16 protein-coding genes and 1 pseudogene are annotated in these 14,986 nt (G+C 60.9%); 11 read left to right on the forward strand and 6 right to left on the reverse strand.

Annotated features, from left to right (window positions below):
- Window positions 1-260: 260 nt before the first annotated feature.
- Window positions 261-539 carry a DUF4142 domain-containing protein gene (locus NKH60_RS24985; RefSeq protein WP_352873681.1) on the reverse strand — a complete coding sequence of 93 codons (279 nt, stop codon included), beginning with the start codon at window positions 537-539 and terminating at the stop codon, window positions 261-263.
- Between NKH60_RS24985 and NKH60_RS24990 the strand changes: the two genes are divergently transcribed.
- A complete protein-coding gene (locus NKH60_RS24990) occupies window positions 488-673 on the forward strand; it encodes a hypothetical protein (RefSeq protein WP_352873740.1) in 186 nt (61 codons plus the stop codon). The two genes, NKH60_RS24985 and NKH60_RS24990, sit on opposite strands and share 52 nt — an antisense overlap.
- Before the next feature lie 226 nt (window positions 674-899).
- Window positions 900-1,187 (forward strand): exopolysaccharide biosynthesis protein, encoded by a 288-nt coding sequence (locus NKH60_RS24995; RefSeq protein WP_502902746.1) that lies wholly within the window; start codon window positions 900-902, stop codon window positions 1,185-1,187.
- Here the strand turns inward: NKH60_RS24995 and NKH60_RS25000 are convergent.
- From NKH60_RS25000 to NKH60_RS25010, 3 genes are all read right to left on the reverse strand, one after another.
- Window positions 1,167-1,367: a hypothetical protein gene (locus NKH60_RS25000; protein ID WP_352850937.1), complete on the reverse strand. Its 201-nt coding sequence runs from the start codon at window positions 1,365-1,367 to the stop codon at window positions 1,167-1,169. The genes NKH60_RS24995 and NKH60_RS25000 overlap by 21 nt on opposite strands.
- A 497-nt stretch (window positions 1,368-1,864) precedes the next feature.
- Window positions 1,865-2,107: a DUF982 domain-containing protein gene (locus NKH60_RS25005; protein ID WP_352745827.1), complete on the reverse strand. Its 243-nt coding sequence runs from the start codon at window positions 2,105-2,107 to the stop codon at window positions 1,865-1,867.
- A gap of 639 nt (window positions 2,108-2,746) precedes the next feature.
- The gene (locus tag NKH60_RS25010; RefSeq protein WP_352474337.1) at window positions 2,747-3,214 is read right to left on the reverse strand and encodes a hypothetical protein; all 468 of its coding nucleotides are present in this window, start codon (window positions 3,212-3,214) and stop codon (window positions 2,747-2,749) included.
- A gap of 305 nt (window positions 3,215-3,519) precedes the next feature.
- Between NKH60_RS25010 and NKH60_RS25015 the strand changes: the two genes are divergently transcribed.
- Together NKH60_RS25015 and NKH60_RS25020 are read left to right on the forward strand one after the other, a co-directional pair.
- Window positions 3,520-3,747: a hypothetical protein gene (locus tag NKH60_RS25015; RefSeq protein ID WP_352850935.1), complete on the forward strand. Its 228-nt coding sequence runs from the start codon at window positions 3,520-3,522 to the stop codon at window positions 3,745-3,747.
- A gap of 812 nt (window positions 3,748-4,559) precedes the next feature.
- Entirely contained in the window at window positions 4,560-4,952 is a 393-nt protein-coding gene (locus NKH60_RS25020; protein WP_353016357.1) for a hypothetical protein, read from the forward strand.
- Window positions 4,953-5,578: 626 nt separating this feature from the next.
- On the opposite strand, the gene NKH60_RS25025 is transcribed toward NKH60_RS25020, so the two are convergent.
- The gene (locus tag NKH60_RS25025) at window positions 5,579-5,797 is read right to left on the reverse strand and encodes a hypothetical protein (protein ID WP_352474340.1); all 219 of its coding nucleotides are present in this window, start codon (window positions 5,795-5,797) and stop codon (window positions 5,579-5,581) included.
- 98 nt (window positions 5,798-5,895) lie between these two features.
- Window positions 5,896-6,021: pseudogene (locus tag NKH60_RS25030) on the reverse strand (major capsid family protein); the annotation flags it as partial.
- A gap of 417 nt (window positions 6,022-6,438) precedes the next feature.
- Here NKH60_RS25030 and NKH60_RS25035 point away from each other — a divergent pair.
- The 7 genes from NKH60_RS25035 to NKH60_RS25065 all read left to right on the forward strand — a co-directional run bounded on the left by NKH60_RS25035 (window position 6,439) and on the right by NKH60_RS25065 (window position 14,955).
- A complete protein-coding gene (locus NKH60_RS25035; protein ID WP_352474341.1) occupies window positions 6,439-7,350 on the forward strand; it encodes a carbohydrate ABC transporter permease in 912 nt (303 codons plus the stop codon).
- On the forward strand, window positions 7,350-8,249 hold the full coding sequence (locus tag NKH60_RS25040; protein ID WP_352620264.1) for a carbohydrate ABC transporter permease: 900 nt from the start codon (window positions 7,350-7,352) through the stop codon (window positions 8,247-8,249). Before NKH60_RS25035 ends, NKH60_RS25040 begins: the two co-directional genes overlap by 1 nt.
- A gap of 47 nt (window positions 8,250-8,296) precedes the next feature.
- Window positions 8,297-9,826, forward strand: coding sequence for an ABC transporter substrate-binding protein (locus tag NKH60_RS25045; protein ID WP_352873687.1), 1,530 nt, complete (start codon window positions 8,297-8,299; stop codon window positions 9,824-9,826).
- 65 nt (window positions 9,827-9,891) lie between these two features.
- Window positions 9,892-11,421, forward strand: a complete 1,530-nt coding sequence (locus NKH60_RS25050; RefSeq protein ID WP_352873688.1) for a xylulokinase — start codon at window positions 9,892-9,894, stop codon at window positions 11,419-11,421.
- Window positions 11,414-12,739: an iron-containing alcohol dehydrogenase gene (locus tag NKH60_RS25055; protein ID WP_352873690.1), complete on the forward strand. Its 1,326-nt coding sequence runs from the start codon at window positions 11,414-11,416 to the stop codon at window positions 12,737-12,739. Before NKH60_RS25050 ends, NKH60_RS25055 begins: the two co-directional genes overlap by 8 nt.
- Window positions 12,740-12,816: 77 nt before the next feature.
- Window positions 12,817-13,899, forward strand: a complete 1,083-nt coding sequence (locus NKH60_RS25060) for an ABC transporter ATP-binding protein (RefSeq protein WP_352831915.1) — start codon at window positions 12,817-12,819, stop codon at window positions 13,897-13,899.
- Window positions 13,900-14,955 carry a hypothetical protein gene (locus tag NKH60_RS25065; protein WP_352873693.1) on the forward strand — a complete coding sequence of 352 codons (1,056 nt, stop codon included), beginning with the start codon at window positions 13,900-13,902 and terminating at the stop codon, window positions 14,953-14,955.
- The last annotated feature ends 31 nt before the right edge of the window (window positions 14,956-14,986 follow it).

A 14,986-nucleotide genomic window follows, 5' to 3' on the forward strand; every position in this document is an offset into this window, starting at 1 on the left:
TATCTCGCCGTAGCGCATGAAGGCAGCCTGTCCCGTTCGGAAAGCGATTTCAGCCTGTGACAGCGGCGACCAGGACGGCGCCGAAGGCCGGCGCTACTGTCCTTGGCGCGCCGCAAATGCCGCCTTTCATTGGGTCCTCCCGAACAAGCCGGATAAATAACGGCACTCTCGGTGCTTTGTTCCCGGCTGTGTGGCCCGACGACAGCCGCTTCACTCAGCCCGATGTGGCGCGTCTTCTGTCGGCGAAACTGCCTGCGCTCTCATTGATGGGCGGCAGCGAGGTCCTTGACGTGACGTTCGTGCATTTGCAGCACCGGCAGCGTCTTCTTGGCAAACTCCTTCATCGCCGGATCGTCGCCAGAATTCGCGTAAGCGGAAAACAGCGCCACCGCTTCCTTATGCGCCTGGGTCTGCATGTCGATATATTTCGATTGGAAACTGTCCCCGCTGGCCTCCTTGAGTTGGTCGGAGAGCGCGCGAAGCTTCCGTGGAGATCGTTCGCCAGTCTCAGAACTGCCTGACGTCTCAGGACCCGCCACTCATCGAGCGCGCCGCCGGCGACTACGGCTGGGCGACGGTCACCGCCATCAATATAGCGATTGGCCGTACCGCGCCGGCGGAGCTTCTGGATAGCCAGGACCCGCAATGCGCAGCGCCCTTGTCCGGGCTCTGAACAGAGCCGGCGAGGATGCGTGAGGAGCGGCTGCGTGGGTGAGATGTCCGAGCCATCCCAGCGTTGACGCCGATCCCGGGGCCGTTCGGCACGGTTTTCGGCAGCGGGCTCGCGCGGGTCTCGCTCCAGATCGTCGCGGGCAGCCGGAGGGTCTGGTTGTGCCATCATCAGAGAGCGCCAGTTTTCGCCTGTGTCGTTCGGTCTAATAGTCCGTCATTCGGTGCCGATGATCAGCCGGGTGGAGAAAGTTGTGCGCACCGGTCGGCTGCAGATCCTGACGGGCTCGACGGTGCAGACCCCGCTCGGCGTTCCGATCTTCCTGCTCGCCGTCGTTATCGCGCTGCTGATTCCCTTCGGGAATATCCTGCCGGTGCTCTCACTGGTAGTCTTGGCCGTCGCATTGATGGAACGCGACGGTCTCGTAACCCTGATTGGACTGCTGCTCGCCTCGACGTCGTTTGTCGCGACTGCGGCTCTGCTTGTTGTTGTGGCATCAGCGGTCCCGACGTCCTAAGCGCGAGATCACGGGCGCGTCGTCAGGCATGGAGTCTGAGACCGGCCGCTCACTGACGGCCCAGGCCTGCTCTTCGACATTTTCATCTGCCTCAAGTCTGCGCCGCAACTCGCTCATCACGCGGTGCGTCATCTGAACATCCTCAATCGAAATATGACCTGCCACATAGGCAACAACCATGTCGGTACCCGCAGAGCCATAACGCCAGTAATAGCAGTTTCTAAAAGGGTCCAGAATGTTTGGTCGAACTACCGAGCGGGGATTCGTAACCAGCTCGCTAAGTTCCCCGTGCCGCTCACGATCCTATAGGGTTGAACCAGTGGAGAGCCATGCGGCTATTCGCGAAGATCGAACCCGACAAACAGGCCAACGGCTGGCGCAATCTCGACAATAAGTTCGACCAACGCGCAGTCACTTTCCACCAGATTCGGCCCGTCTCGGCGCACCGCTGCGATAGTATCTTTGACGGAGATGATTTGGCCGCGAGGGGCTTGCAGGATTAGCTCGTGAACAAGCTATTTGGCCGTCACCTTATCGGGTCGACAGTCCGTCCAAACGTTCATACGAGGCCTCCCACCTCAGCGAGAACCCAAGCGGCCACTTAGGTCACCTCTCGAACAAATCAATGTTCGAATCGTACTGAATAAAGGACTGAATCTTTGGGAGAAATTCTCCTCCTACGGGGAGAGATACATCTTGGCTTCCTTAGCGGCTGCCTCAAAGGCCTTTCGGACCACCTGAGGGTCAATCGGATCGCCCTCCAGGTCTGACAGGCAGAGGGTCACCGCCTTGTGCCAGCGAGGTCCTCTGCGGGTCCACCTCTTGAGCTGCTCAAGGGCTGCCCTCGCATTGTTGCAGCCATGCCTGTCGCCGGTTTCAGTCTTCACGAACACCGGAGGGACGAACCAATGGGTTGCCATCGAGGGACAATTAGAGGGGGTGGAAATGTTTGGAAGGGATGTCTGAGCCGGTGATCGAATTTGGCTTGTGCGAAGAGCCACACGACCTGCTAATCAGGAAAAAGCATCCCCTCCTCCATGGCAGCGGCTAGGAGCGCCTTGCGGCACTCCTCAGGCTCATCTCGTCGGCAATAACAGCCACGCAAACGCGCACCGCGAGGTTCCAGTCAGGGCCACGATTGGTCCACTTCAGGAGCTCCTTGGCTGCAGCGTGAACGTGGTGGACCCCTAGCGGAAGCCGTCGTGCTCCGTCTTGACGTACACTGGAGGTGCGAACCAAAGGATTGCCATGGAATTTAGAGAAGGACTTCCTCTGCGACCAGCTTCCGGTCGGGAGCTGGTAAACTTTTTGGCCATCGGCCCTAAACAGAGGACCGTAACATCCCCATCTCCTCGTCTGCGCCGCGGTCGCGGTGAGGGATAGGCGCCCAGCCTGGTTCGGTTTCGCCGTTGCGGAGCCACGGAAAACGGCAGATTCTCTCACGTTGGCGGTGCGGCGGTGGAACGGGGCGACCGAGAACCGCTGTTGCCGTTAAATGTCAGTCTTCGCTGCAGGCCAGCGCGATCAACGTCCACACACATTTCTGAAAGTCTCAGGCTTTAGCAGCCTTCCGCCCGTAGGGATCGCACCATTCGCACGACGACGGGATCGTAGGCGATTTTTTCGGATCTGCTGTAGTTCATTATAAAGAGCGCCGCACCGTCATTGCAGACGGCAATGACGCGTACGTAGCGGATTTGCCCGTCCCTGATACCGGAATAACTGGCCCACGTCGGCTTAACGCGCCGATAGGTCACTTTCCAGCCCGCCTTTTCATCCTCGACAATTCGATGCTCTATTTCGGCGCGGAAACTGGCCTTTCCGAGCCTTGCGCCCCAAACAGCAAGAAAGGCCTCGTTTTTGCCCTGAAAAGCTGCTCCCTGGTCGGAACGCTGAGTTAAAACAAAGCCGGGGGGCGCATCGAATACAAAGCCAAACTGCTTGATGCCGAAGGGCTGCCACTCTTGCGCATAAAGAAGCGTGGTGGAAAATAACAATGAGACGAAGCTAAGCAGCAAGCGGAACATGGCGCTTAATTAGGGTCGAGTAATATACCGTCCATATCATGCCGGAGTTTTTTGCCAAGCCGCCCTAGCATCGGCAAGCTGGGTTAGTCGCAGACGCCGGCGGCGCCGCTTGGCCCGATGTGGCGCCGTTAGTGAGCTGCGGCTGGCCAGCGCCGCCGCACGCAATCGATGGCAAGATTTTGTGGCCGCAGTTGGTCGGCAATCCAAGGCTTACGAGTCCTCGCGTCCAATCCCTGTGCAGATTCCCACTGGAACCAATGCGACCGGGGCCGGTTAACAATCGAAGGGGCCCCCTCGGATCCTGAATGATGGTCGATCTTTTGAACGTGGAGTTGCCTAAAGCCAGGCAGCGCATGAAACGAGTGGAGCTGTCCCTCCAGCGTGCGACCGAAATCCTGGACAAAGACTGCGGCGTCGGCATTAACATCGCGCTGTGCGACAGGATTAGGTCTGCACAACGTCGACTGGCCGAGGCCAGAGAACGTCTGGTCAAGATAGATTCCACCTGCACGGACTGCGGTCTGACACGCTGAACATCCGGCCGCTTGGTGGAGCATCGCAACAGGCCGCAAATTTCCGCGCGATGCGCGCTCAGGGCGGGCCACTGGTATTCCAGAGCTTCCATGCGTCCACAAACCGACGGTTGGAGCGTAAAGGACGAACTCGGCACCGAAATGTCAGGTCGTCCCCCGGTCGCTACCGGCAGCAACAAGGTGGTACCGGAAGTTGTTGCCGATGTGTCGTCGAAATAGCGACCCTGGATGCGACCCGGAACGCGGCAAAGGTCTCCGGCGGAACGCTGTCAAACTCGGTATGCCTTGGCGCTGGCTACAAACCAGACCGAGAGGATTCTTCTTTCCGGATCAGACCCCGTTTTGCGTATGGAGGTGGAGGGCATGACGGCAACTCGGGTCGAGACGGTCAACGAGCGGAGAGGCAGTCGCGTTCCTTGTCTCCGTCCCTCAGCAATCGGCGCAAACGCCGAACATGGAGCTGGCGCTCCTGCGAGGAAGCGGAAAGAGATCGGAGGGTTGTCTGCGGATGCTGCAGCCGCCCACGCGCCCGCTCAAGGCTTAGTTTCTTCCTGGGGAGGAGCTTTTGGGTCAGGACAATCAGGGACGACGGAGTGGTACGCTTCGTTATGGCAGAACGACCGCTTGATCGCAGCCACCTGGAACAGCGTCGAAATCGCAATCATCACCAATATCATCTGTCTCGTGCTTGGTTCGGTCTCACCTTGATCTCGCCGCGCACGCCGCGGCGCGTTGGAGGATGTCATTGGGATTCCTGTGTGAAAAGATGCGGGTAGGATTGCCGATTGGGCCTGTGCGCCCATAGTCACGGCATGAAGGCGGAGTATGTTGAACTGGTTTTGCTGGAGCAATCACTTGCCAATACAGGCGGTATGAATCGGGCGTTTTCCGACCGAGTGGATGACATCGCGGAGAAAACTGGCGGATCCGTCTTGTTCGACGTTCGCGTGGACGGCGATTCTCGCATTCAGAGGATGGCGGCGATTGGGTACGGCGCAAACGACACCGTGGTAGCAATCATGATGGATAAAAACGGACAACTTAGATCCGCGCCGGTGGACGCAGACAACGACTTTCTGGTGGCCGAACTAACCGTGTGGAGTTCGCTGCCGATGGCCGAGCAGGCCTCTGCCAACTACCACGGCGCGGCAGAGAGCTTGCTTGCGAAGCTTCGCAAATCGGGCCGTTTCGACCGGTCTACCTGATCTTTCTCAAAGTCGGATGGCGGTGGCGTGATGGCGAGACACACGGTAGCGCGTCGTGTGGGTCATGTCCCACGAGTCTGAATGTCCCACGAGTCTGAACCAAAAAGAATGTTTGATATCAAGCTCTTTACCGCGTCGGTGGCCCGCAAGGGCGAATTGGGACCTACGAGTTCAGCAATGATGGGCAAATTGTCCGCGTCGGTCTGAACTACCATTTCTAATCACTCTCAGAAATATCAGACCGGCTTTTCTTCTTTAGGGCCGATCTGAACGCTGCCTTCGGCACCGTCGATGGTGGGCTTGATTGTGGCACGGTAGTTGCCGCCCACAAGGATTTTGACGGTGACTGTCCTGGCCGTTCCTTTCGAGTTGCTATTTGAGAGATTGCCCGGAACCGCCGGGCGCGGGTTGCTAAGGCGCTTCCGGGGTCAGCGGCGTCAGCGTTGCCGGCGCCGGAACGATGTCGAAATAGACGGTCGGCGCGGTCACCTCGATCGGGAAGGCCAGCTTCTGCACGCAGGTGTAGGTGAAGCGCGCCTCTTAATGCGCCCGGCCGAGCGCGGTCGCCAGCGGGATGGTGATGGAGCGCTGATAGGTCTCGCGGCCCTCCGGCGGATAGCAATCGATCAGCGGCCGCGCAACTTCGCGTCAACGAGTTCCTTAAGCTTGTCGGTCGGGACGTTCTTGCCATGGTCGATGCCGAGCTGATTCGCCTGCTTGGTGAGGTCCTCGCGTTCCGTGTCGGTGCCCTTGCCTTGGAGGAATTCGTCGGATTGGGACGAATTCTTACCGGCAAAGGGGAACCAGCCGGTTGCCTTGGCAACTTCCACTTCGGCTGCGCTCACGTCGACATCGGCGGTCTGGCCGGATCGAGGAAAACCGGACCGCTGGTGGTGTTGATACCGCGGGCCTGCCTGGTTGTTGGTGTTTCATCATCGCCTCCTTAGATGCCGTCGAGATAGCGGATCGACTTCGGCCGGCGGATATCGACCACGCCGAGACGGAAGATGCCGGGCACGTCAAACTTGATCGGGTCTGCCATGCGGGCCAGGAACCGGAAGGGCGTCGGTGAGTTGTCCGCGGACAACTAAGCTCGAAACGGCATCAGGGTTAAGCATTTGTAAATTCGTAAGAAAAAGGGTCTTATTGTAACTGCGCAGTTTATCGCATCTTAGCGCTAATTGCGCAGTTCGAGGGCCAAGGATGTTGCAGCCAAAATTGGCGGCGGCCCTGAGCGCGGTTGAGGCTGGTGCACGGCATTTGCCGGCGGCGTTTCCTCCAAAACGACTCCATACCCGGCGATCACGGCATCCTCTGGGACCACGAGCAAATCCCTTGAGCGCTGACGGAACCGACTTGACAATTCGGCGGCCGTCCGACACGTTCTTAACAAAAGGCACAACAAACTTACAAAAGTTCAAGTTGGCACAATCTGGCCGATAGGGAGAAGGCCGATGCGTCTGTGTGACCGAGCGGAGATTTGCGCGTGAGCACGGTGACCGTGACCCGCGAAGCGCCCAGATGGGCCCTTCCCCGGTTCATGACGGCCGAGCATCCTTTCCCCTGGCTCGCGCCGATCACGGTGATGCTTCTCGTTTTCGGCATCTATCCCCTCGCCTATTCGGTCTGGCTGTCGCTTCACAAACGCAATGTCGTCTCCCGGCAGCTCGACTTCGCCGGGCTCCACCAATGGACGCGCGCCTTCTCGGATGCGCGTATGTGGCATTCGCTGGAAACCACGCTGATCTATACCTTCGTCGCGCTTGCGGTTCAGCTTGCGCTCGGCATCCTCATCGCGCTTCTGCTTGACACCGATCGCAAAGGTTACGGGGTGCTGCGGGCGCTGATGACACTGCCGCTGGTGGTGCCGCCTGCGGTGACCGGAATGATGTTCCTGCTGATGCAGGACGGCTCTTTCGGCGTCCTGTCGTTCTACCTGTATGCCCTCGACCTGATCTCGCCGGCACAGCCGATCCTGACGCAGCCCGGAACCGCATTGGCGGCGATCCTGCTGGCGGACATATGGCAATGGACGCCGTTCATGGTGCTCATCATCCTGGCAGGGCTCAGGGCGCTGCCGAAGGAACCTTTCGAGGCAGCCGCGATCGACGGTGCCAACGGCATCCAGACGTTCTTGCGGCTCACATTGCCGATGCTGCGCAAGGTGATAGCGGTCGCGGTGCTGATCCGCGGCGTCGATCTCTTTCGCATCTACGACTACGTCTACATCATCACCGCCGGCGGGCCAGGCACGGCCACCGAGACGCTTTCGTTCTACGCTGGCCGTATCTACTTCACCGGAGACTTCCCCTATGCCGCAACCCTGTCGCTGATCGTGCTCGTCGTCTTGATCGTCGTGTCGAACCTCTTCGTCAGGCTGTTCAAGGTGAGGTTCTGATGGAGTCGTCGCGCGCCCAAACGATCGCCCGCGACGTGCTCGCCGTCCTGGTGGTGGCGATCTTCATGTTCCCCATCGCGTGGTGGGCCCTGTCGTCTATCAAACCCTATTCGGCGATCTTCGACCGCAGCGGACCGGTCTACACCGGTTTCACGCCGACGCCGGACAATTACCGCGTGACGTTGCTTGGCGTCTCACGCGTCGACATCGGCATGGAACAGGGCGGCGAGGCGGCCGGGGTGATCAAGGGGGGCGCCAGCTCCTACGATTCGCGCCAGTCGTTGCTCGACAGCGCCATCATAGCCGTCGGATCGACTGCGCTGACGCTGCTGCTGGCCACGCTGGCCGCCTATTGCCTGTCGCGAATGCAGTTCAGCGGCCAGCAGTCCTTCCTGTTCTGGATTCTGTCGCAGCGCTTCATGCCGCCAATCGCGATCGTCATTCCGATCGTTTTCATGTTCCGCGATCTCGGCTTGCGCGATACCTATACGGGCCTCGTCCTCGTTCACAGTTTGATCAACCTGCCGCTGGCGGTTCTGCTTTTGAAGTCGTTCTTCGACGATGTTCCGCGCGAGGTTGACGAGGCGGCGCTTATTGACGGCGCGACGCGCTGGCAGACGTTCCGACGCGTGGTCCTTCCCATGGTCAAGGGCGGCATCGCTGCGACGGCGGTGCTGTGTTTCATCTTTTCGTGGACCGAGTTCCTGCTCTCACTGTTCCTGACAACGTCGATCCGCACTGTGCCGGTGAAGATCTCGACCTTTGTCACCTCGACCGCGACCGAGTGGGGCTACATCACAGCGCTCGGCACGTCCGCGATCATACCCAGCTTCATCTTTATCCTGCTGGTTCAACGGCATCTGGTCCGCGGCCTCACCCTCGGATCGCTGAAGGAGTGAGGCGCAGACGAGAAGAACGACGACAGAAACGCAATGGAGGAACGATCATGAGCTTCAGTGAACACGACAAGAAGACATTCGTCGCCGATACCTGCAATGACTTTACGGCGCGCCGGATAACCAAACGCGACTTCATGAGGAAGATGGCGCTCGCCGGTGTCGGCTTTTCCGCCTTCGGATCGGCCATGCTAGGTGGTGGCCGCACCAATCGGGGGATGCTGGGCCTCGGGGTTGAAGAAGCCCGCGCCCAGGACGCCGATATGCTGAAGTGGCTGGCCGACGTCGGCAAACCATATGCCGGCACCAAAATCCGCTACACTTCGGAAGCGACGCCGCCAACGATTGTTGCCAACCAGCTTGTCGCGGGTGAATTCACCAAGGCAACGGGCATTGAGGTTGAAGTCGAGATCGTGCCGCTGGAGCAGGTTCTCGCCAAGGCGACGCAAGACGTACAGGGCCAGCTTGGCACCTACGACGTCTACTATCTCGACCAGTCCTGGATGGCGACATTTGCCCAGGATGTCGTCGATCCGCGCGAGTATTACGACCAGAACAAAGAACTGGCGATGCCCAACTTCGACTGGGACGATTTCTCCAAGCCGCTGGTCGAGGGCATCGCCATGTACAACGGCAAGCAGTGCGGAATTCCATTCGATATTCCGATCTTCATCCTGATGTACCGCAAGGATCTCTTCGACAAACACAACATTGCCCTGCCGACAGACCTCGACGCCTACCTCAAGGCCGTCCAGGCGCTCACAGAGGCAGAAAAGAGCAACGGCATCTTCGGCACCGCGTGCCAGGCGAAGTCCGGCCACTATTCGCTGGAATGCGACTGGACCTTCGCATTGTGGGGCCATGGCGGTTCTGTCTTCAACAAGGACAAGAAGTTTGTCGGCAATGACGAGCGCGGCGTGGCCGGGCTCAAATTCTATCAGGAGCTGGTCAAGAACTCGCCGCCGTCGGCGACGACTTGGACCTGGGACGGCCAAGGACAGGCCCTGACACAGGGACAAGCCGCCATGGCAATCACCTGGGGCGAAGATTTCCCCGGCTTCGATGCCAAGGATTCCAAGGTCAAAGGCCTGTTCGAGGCCCTGCCCGCGCCCAAGGAAGTTCCTGGTCGTCGCGCCGCTGCCGATTGCGGCTTCAACGAAATCCCGGCCGTCGGCCACCAGGGCGGCTCGACGATCTCGCTGTCGCAATATTCCAAGAACAAGGAAGCGGCATGGCTGTTCATGCAGTGGGTCTGCTCGAAGGATGTCATGGCGCGGGTATCGACGCTCGGCGGCGGCGCCTCGCCGATGCGCAATTCCTCTTTTACAGATCCTCGGGTCAAGGCGAAGGCTGTTGTCGGCCCCGGAACGACACGCCATTTCGACGCGATCAAATACACGATCGACAATCAGATGGGATCGGAGCCGGACATGCCGATCTGGGCGGATCTGTCGAACAACGACATTCCGGTTGAGCTCGGCAAGTTGCTTACGGGCCAAGACTATGGCGGCGATGCCAAGGCGTGCCTCGATGCCATTGCCGGCATTGTCGACGGCAAAGTCAAGGACGCCGGTCTTTAGCGGCTAGTCGGTGATTTGGGCGAAGGCGGCTTCGGCCGCCCTCGCCGTTTGGCAACGTGGCGGCAATGGTTCCTGATCTCGTCATCGGTATTGATTCCTCGACCTCGGCAACCAAGGCGATCGCCTGGGACCGCAATGGTCTGGCCGTGGCCGAAGGTCGTGCACCGCTTGCAATGTCCAAACCGCGTTCGGGGTATTTCGAGCAGGATCCGGCCGAGTGGTGGACCTCGACGGTCGCAGCGCTGCGCGCCGTGACGTCAACGGTTTCGCCGGCACGCATTGCCGCCCTTGCGATTGCCAACCAACGCGAAAGCTTCGGCCTTTTCGACGAGCAAGGCCAGGCGGTCGGGCCGGCAACGCTCTGGCTCGATGAGCGCGCCCGTGGCAAAGCACGCCGCTTCGGCGAGAGTTTCGGCGCGGCACGCGTCCACGCAATATCCGGCAAGCCGCTGGACGTCATTCCTTGCCTTTACCGCATGATCTGGTTCCGCGAGCAAGAGCCCGAGATTTTTGCCCGCGTGGAGCGGATGGCCGAAGTCCACGGCTATCTGGTCTTTCGCTTGAGCGGCCGGTGGGTGACGTCCACCGCATCCGCCGACCCGATGGGCATACTCGATATGCGGGCTATGGACTGGTCGAACGATATACTGGAGGCGGCGGGCGTCGCCCGGCGCATGATGCCAGAAGTGGCGCGGCCCGGCACCGTTCTGGGCCAACTGACGTCGCAAGCGGCCATTTCGACGGGCCTGCGCGAGGGCACGCCGATCGTCGCCGGCGGCGGCGACGGTCAATGCGCCGGCACGGGCGCTGGTGTGTTGCAGCCGCGATGCGCTTACATCAACCTCGGCACGGCGGTCGTCTCCGGCAGCTTCGGCACGGACTACGTCCACGACCAGGCCTTCCGCACCGAAACGGCGGTCGCTGACAATGGCTATATCTACGAGACGTGCCTTCGCGCCGGCACTTTTCTTGTCGACTGGATGGCGCGCGAGATGCTTGGCGTCGATCTGCATGGCGCAAGCGATGCCCTGGAGGCGCTCGAGGCCGAAGCCGCTGCCAGCCCGATCGGCGCAGGCGGCATAATGCTCCTGCCCTACTGGCAGGGCGTCATGGACCCACACTGGGACAGTGCGGCCCGTGGTGTGATTGCCGGGCTTTCGGGCTCGAGCCGCCGCGGCGACATCTATCGCGCCGTGCTGGAAGGCATAGCACTGCATCAGGCCGCGACAAGTCAGCGGGCGGCTGCGGCTGCCGCCCAGACTATCGACCAGTTCATAGCCATCGGCGGAGGAGCGAAGTCCGACCTGTGGATGCAGATTCTGGCGGATGCACTCGGCCGTCCCGTAAAACGTTCGACGACCGTCGAAGCCTCCTCGCTTGGCGCGGCGATGGCGGCGGCAAAGGGGGTGGGCTGGTTTTCCACCATCGCCGAAGCGTCGCTGGCAATGGCCAGCGAGCCGGCCAAAACCTTCGAACCGGACACGAAACGGGCCGCGCTCTACGCCGAACTTCTTGCGATCCATGCCGATCTTTGGCCAACGCTTTCAGCCTGGAACCAGCGCCTCGCGGCCTTCATGGAGGCCGATCATGGCTGAAACGACCAACTGGAACGCGTTGATCGAGGACGTTGTAGCTGGACGCTGGACAGATCCCAAGACAGGCGCGGCCGCGGTCCTGCCGTTCCAGACGATCGAATTGCTCGAGACGACGGAAGGCCGCGAGGCGGATCTCGTTGCGCCGCTGAAGCTAGGCAGCCGCATCGCCGTGGTCTCCGATATCAACACCGTCGATGTGATGGGCAGGCGCGTCGCGAAGGCGCTGCGTGCCATCGCCGACATCGACGAAATCGTGCTGCCTGACGGCCTCGACTGTGATGAGGCGACGATCCAGGTGGTCAGGGAGAAGACGCGTCACGCCGACGGGGTCGTGGCCGTCGGGTCGGGCGTCCTCAATGACAGCTGCAAGCATGCAACCTTCCTCGACGAGCGGCCCTATGCCGTCTTCGGCACGGCCGCCTCGATGAATGGCTACGGCGCCTCGACAGCGTCGGTGACCTTGGCCTCCGGGCTCAAGATCTCGCTGCCCTCACACGCGCCCCGGGGCATCTTCCTGGACCTTGGCGTGTCGGCCGCAGCGCCCGCCTGGCTCAGCGCCGCCGGGCTTGGCGACAGCCTCTGCCGCTCCACGGCCCAGATCGACTGGTGGGCTTCGCATCGGCTGTTCGACACTTACTATTCCGAGGTGCCCTACCAGCTGCAGGCGGGCGATGAGGAGCCGATGCTGGCCCATGCGCCTGGCCTTGCCAGGCATGACGTCACCGCTGTCGGGCATCTCCAGCGCGTCCTGACGCTGTGCTCGATGGGCGTGTGCTTTGCCGGCGTTTCCCATCCCGGGTCCATGGGAGAGCACCAGATTTCCCATTGGGTCGACATGTTCGCGCAAGACCATCATCCCGGCACCACGCACGGCCAGCAGGTCGGGGTTGCCTCGTTGGTCATGGCGCGGCTGCAAGCGCGGCTGCTGGACATGGAAAAGCCGCCGCAGGTGAAGCCGACCGCCATCGACGAGGCGGCGATGCTGGCCCGTTATGGCGCGCAACTTGGACCACTTTGCATTGCCGAGATGAAGAAGACGGCACTCGACGCCAGCCAGTCGGAAATCTTCAACCGCAGGCTTGCGGAAATCTGGCCGGCGCTGCGCCAGGAGGTTCGGCCCATGGCAATGCCGGTCGCCCGCATGGAGGCAGCCCTCAAGGCTGCGGGAGGGCCGGTCACCGGCGCGGAACTAGACCTGCCGCGCGCGCTTTGGCACGACGCCATTCGCTATTCGCGAGAAATCCGCGGCCGATGGTCCTTTGTCAACCTGGCCGCCGATGCGGGACTCTTGGAAGAGTTTCTGGAGAGCGAATGGTGAGAGCGCATCCGATCGCCAATCGCTTGCATGGCGAAAATGAGATCCAACCGGCAAGGGCAATCGAAGGGTAGCAATTTATGGCGTCTGTCACCATCAGCAACATAAAGAAGGACTATGGCGCCCTCTCGATTATCGATGGACTCGATCTCTCGATCGAGGATGGCCAGTTCGTCGTTCTGCTGGGGCCGTCCGGCTGCGGCAAGTCCACTCTGTTGCGCATGATAGCCGGTCTCGAGCCCATCACGTCCGGTGAGATCGCCATAGGCGACAGGGTCGTCAACATGCTCCATCCCAAAGACCGCAATATCGCGATGGTCTTCCAGAATTACGCGCTTTACGCGCACATGACCGTCTTCGACAACATGGCCTTTTCCATGCAGTTGAAGAAGCGCCCCAACGAAGAAATCAAACAGAAGGTCGGGTGGGCGGCATCGATCCTCAACCTGACACCCTATCTGGAACGGTATCCCCGCCAGCTTTCGGGCGGCCAGCGGCAGCGCGTCGCCATGGGTCGCGCCATCGTGCGGGACCCAACTGTGTTCCTGTTCGACGAGCCGCTGTCCAATCTCGATGCCAAGCTGCGGGTGCAGATGCGCACCGAAATCAAGGAGCTCCACCAGCGGCTGAAGACCACCACCGTCTATGTCACGCATGACCAGATCGAGGCCATGACCATGGCCGATGTCATCGTCATTATGCGCGACGGCCATATCGAGCAGATCGGGCGCCCGCTCGATGTCTACGATCGCCCGGCAAACCTCTTCGTCGCCTCCTTCATCGGCTCGCCCGCAATGAACATGTTCCATGGCGAGGTGGCTTCCGAGCGCGACGCCTGGGTGGTGCGGACCGACGAGCTATCCCTCCCGCTGCCGCCAGGGGCTGCGGTCCGGCCCGGCCAAAAGGTGATCTACGGCATTCGCCCCGAACATCTTCGACCAGTGGCCGACGGGCGCGGCATTCCGGCGAGGATTACGGTTGTCGAGCCGACTGGCCCCGAAATTCACATCTTTGCCAGCATGGGCAACACCGCAATCTGCTCGGTGCTGCACGACCGCATGGAGCTCTCTCCTGGAGCTGTGATCCATCTGGAGCCGGCGCCTGAGCGAATCCACCTGTTCGACCAAGGTAGCGGCGAGCGGCTGGACAAGGGAAGAAGCTGAATGGCGCGGATCATCATCCTCGGCGCCGGCGTCATGGGCTCTGCCATGACGCTTCCGGCCGCTCACGCTGGTAACCGCATCACTCTTGTCGGGACCCATCTCGATGAGGAGATCGTCGGCTCGGTGGCCAGCACAAGTCATCACCCACGCCTCAACATCGCTCTGCCTGATGTGGTAACCGCCTGTTCCTGGACCGAATTCGCTGCGGCGATGAACGATGGACCCGATCTGCTTGTACTCGGCGTCTCGTCGGCCGGCATTCCTTGGGCGATCGACCGCATTGCAGAAAGCATCAAGTCGCCCGTGCCGATACTGATGATTACGAAAGGGCTTGCAGCAAGCGACGAAGGCGTGGAAATCCTGCCACATCTGCTTGCCCGCGAGATCGAGCAACGCACCGGCTTGTCGGTCCCGGTGATGGCCGTCGGCGGACCGTGCATTGCCGGCGAACTGGCGGCGCAGCGCGACACCTCTGTGATCATGGCCGGGCATGATCCCGACCAGGTCGCCGCGGCGTCCCGCATTCTGCGCGCGCCTTTCTATCATGCGCGATCGTCACCCGATCTCGTTGGGGTCGAGATCTGCGCCGCTTTCAAGAATTTCTACACACTCGCCGTTGGGGCTCCCGTCGGGCTGCTCGAGCGCGACGGCAAGGCGCCCAATGGCGCACTGATGCACAATCTTGCCTCGTCGCTATTCTCGCAGTCCCTCGCCGAGATGGCGATTCTGGTCGAAGCCCTGGGTGGAAAGGTCGAAACAGTGCTGGGGCTGGCCGGCTCCGGCGATCTTTACGTGACCTGCCAGGCGGGCCGTAACGGTCGCATGGGGCGCCTGCTCGGCCGCGGCCTGCCCTATTCCGTGGCGAAGCGCGAACATATGAGTTCAGACACGGTCGAGGGCGCGCAACTGGCGCTGGACCTTGGTCCGACTTTGAAGAATATGATGGCCCGGGGTGTACTTCCCCACGATCGCCTGCCGCTGACGAGCGCCATCATCGACGCAATTTGCCATGATGCTCCGCTGGTTTTGTCCTTCGACCGCTATCATCGAGGCTAGCGGAGCCGGGAAACTCGATTGATGCCTCATA

The organism is Mesorhizobium sp. M1006, assembly GCF_040318825.1.
GTDB lineage: Bacteria > Pseudomonadota > Alphaproteobacteria > Rhizobiales > Rhizobiaceae > Mesorhizobium.

Excerpts from the sequence above, each read along its gene's own strand:
- NKH60_RS25000 (WP_352850937.1), bottom strand. The coding sequence starts at position 1,367 with ATGGTTGTTGCCTATGTGGCAGGTCATATTTCGATTGAGGATGTTCAG.
- NKH60_RS25015 (WP_352850935.1), top strand. The coding sequence starts at position 3,520 with ATGATGGTCGATCTTTTGAACGTGGAGTTGCCTAAAGCCAGGCAGCGC.
- NKH60_RS25060 (WP_352831915.1), top strand. The coding sequence starts at position 12,817 with ATGGCGTCTGTCACCATCAGCAACATAAAGAAGGACTATGGCGCCCTC.
- NKH60_RS25005 (WP_352745827.1), bottom strand. The coding sequence starts at position 2,107 with ATGGCAACCCATTGGTTCGTCCCTCCGGTGTTCGTGAAGACTGAAACC.
- NKH60_RS25010 (WP_352474337.1), bottom strand. The coding sequence starts at position 3,214 with ATGTTCCGCTTGCTGCTTAGCTTCGTCTCATTGTTATTTTCCACCACG.
- NKH60_RS25050 (WP_352873688.1), top strand. The coding sequence starts at position 9,892 with ATGGTTCCTGATCTCGTCATCGGTATTGATTCCTCGACCTCGGCAACC.
- NKH60_RS25065 (WP_352873693.1), top strand. The coding sequence starts at position 13,900 with ATGGCGCGGATCATCATCCTCGGCGCCGGCGTCATGGGCTCTGCCATG.
- NKH60_RS25040 (WP_352620264.1), top strand. The coding sequence starts at position 7,350 with ATGGAGTCGTCGCGCGCCCAAACGATCGCCCGCGACGTGCTCGCCGTC.
- NKH60_RS24995 (WP_502902746.1), top strand. The coding sequence starts at position 900 with ATGATCAGCCGGGTGGAGAAAGTTGTGCGCACCGGTCGGCTGCAGATC.
- NKH60_RS25045 (WP_352873687.1), top strand. The coding sequence starts at position 8,297 with ATGAGCTTCAGTGAACACGACAAGAAGACATTCGTCGCCGATACCTGC.
- NKH60_RS25020 (WP_353016357.1), top strand. The coding sequence starts at position 4,560 with ATGAAGGCGGAGTATGTTGAACTGGTTTTGCTGGAGCAATCACTTGCC.
- NKH60_RS25055 (WP_352873690.1), top strand. The coding sequence starts at position 11,414 with ATGGCTGAAACGACCAACTGGAACGCGTTGATCGAGGACGTTGTAGCT.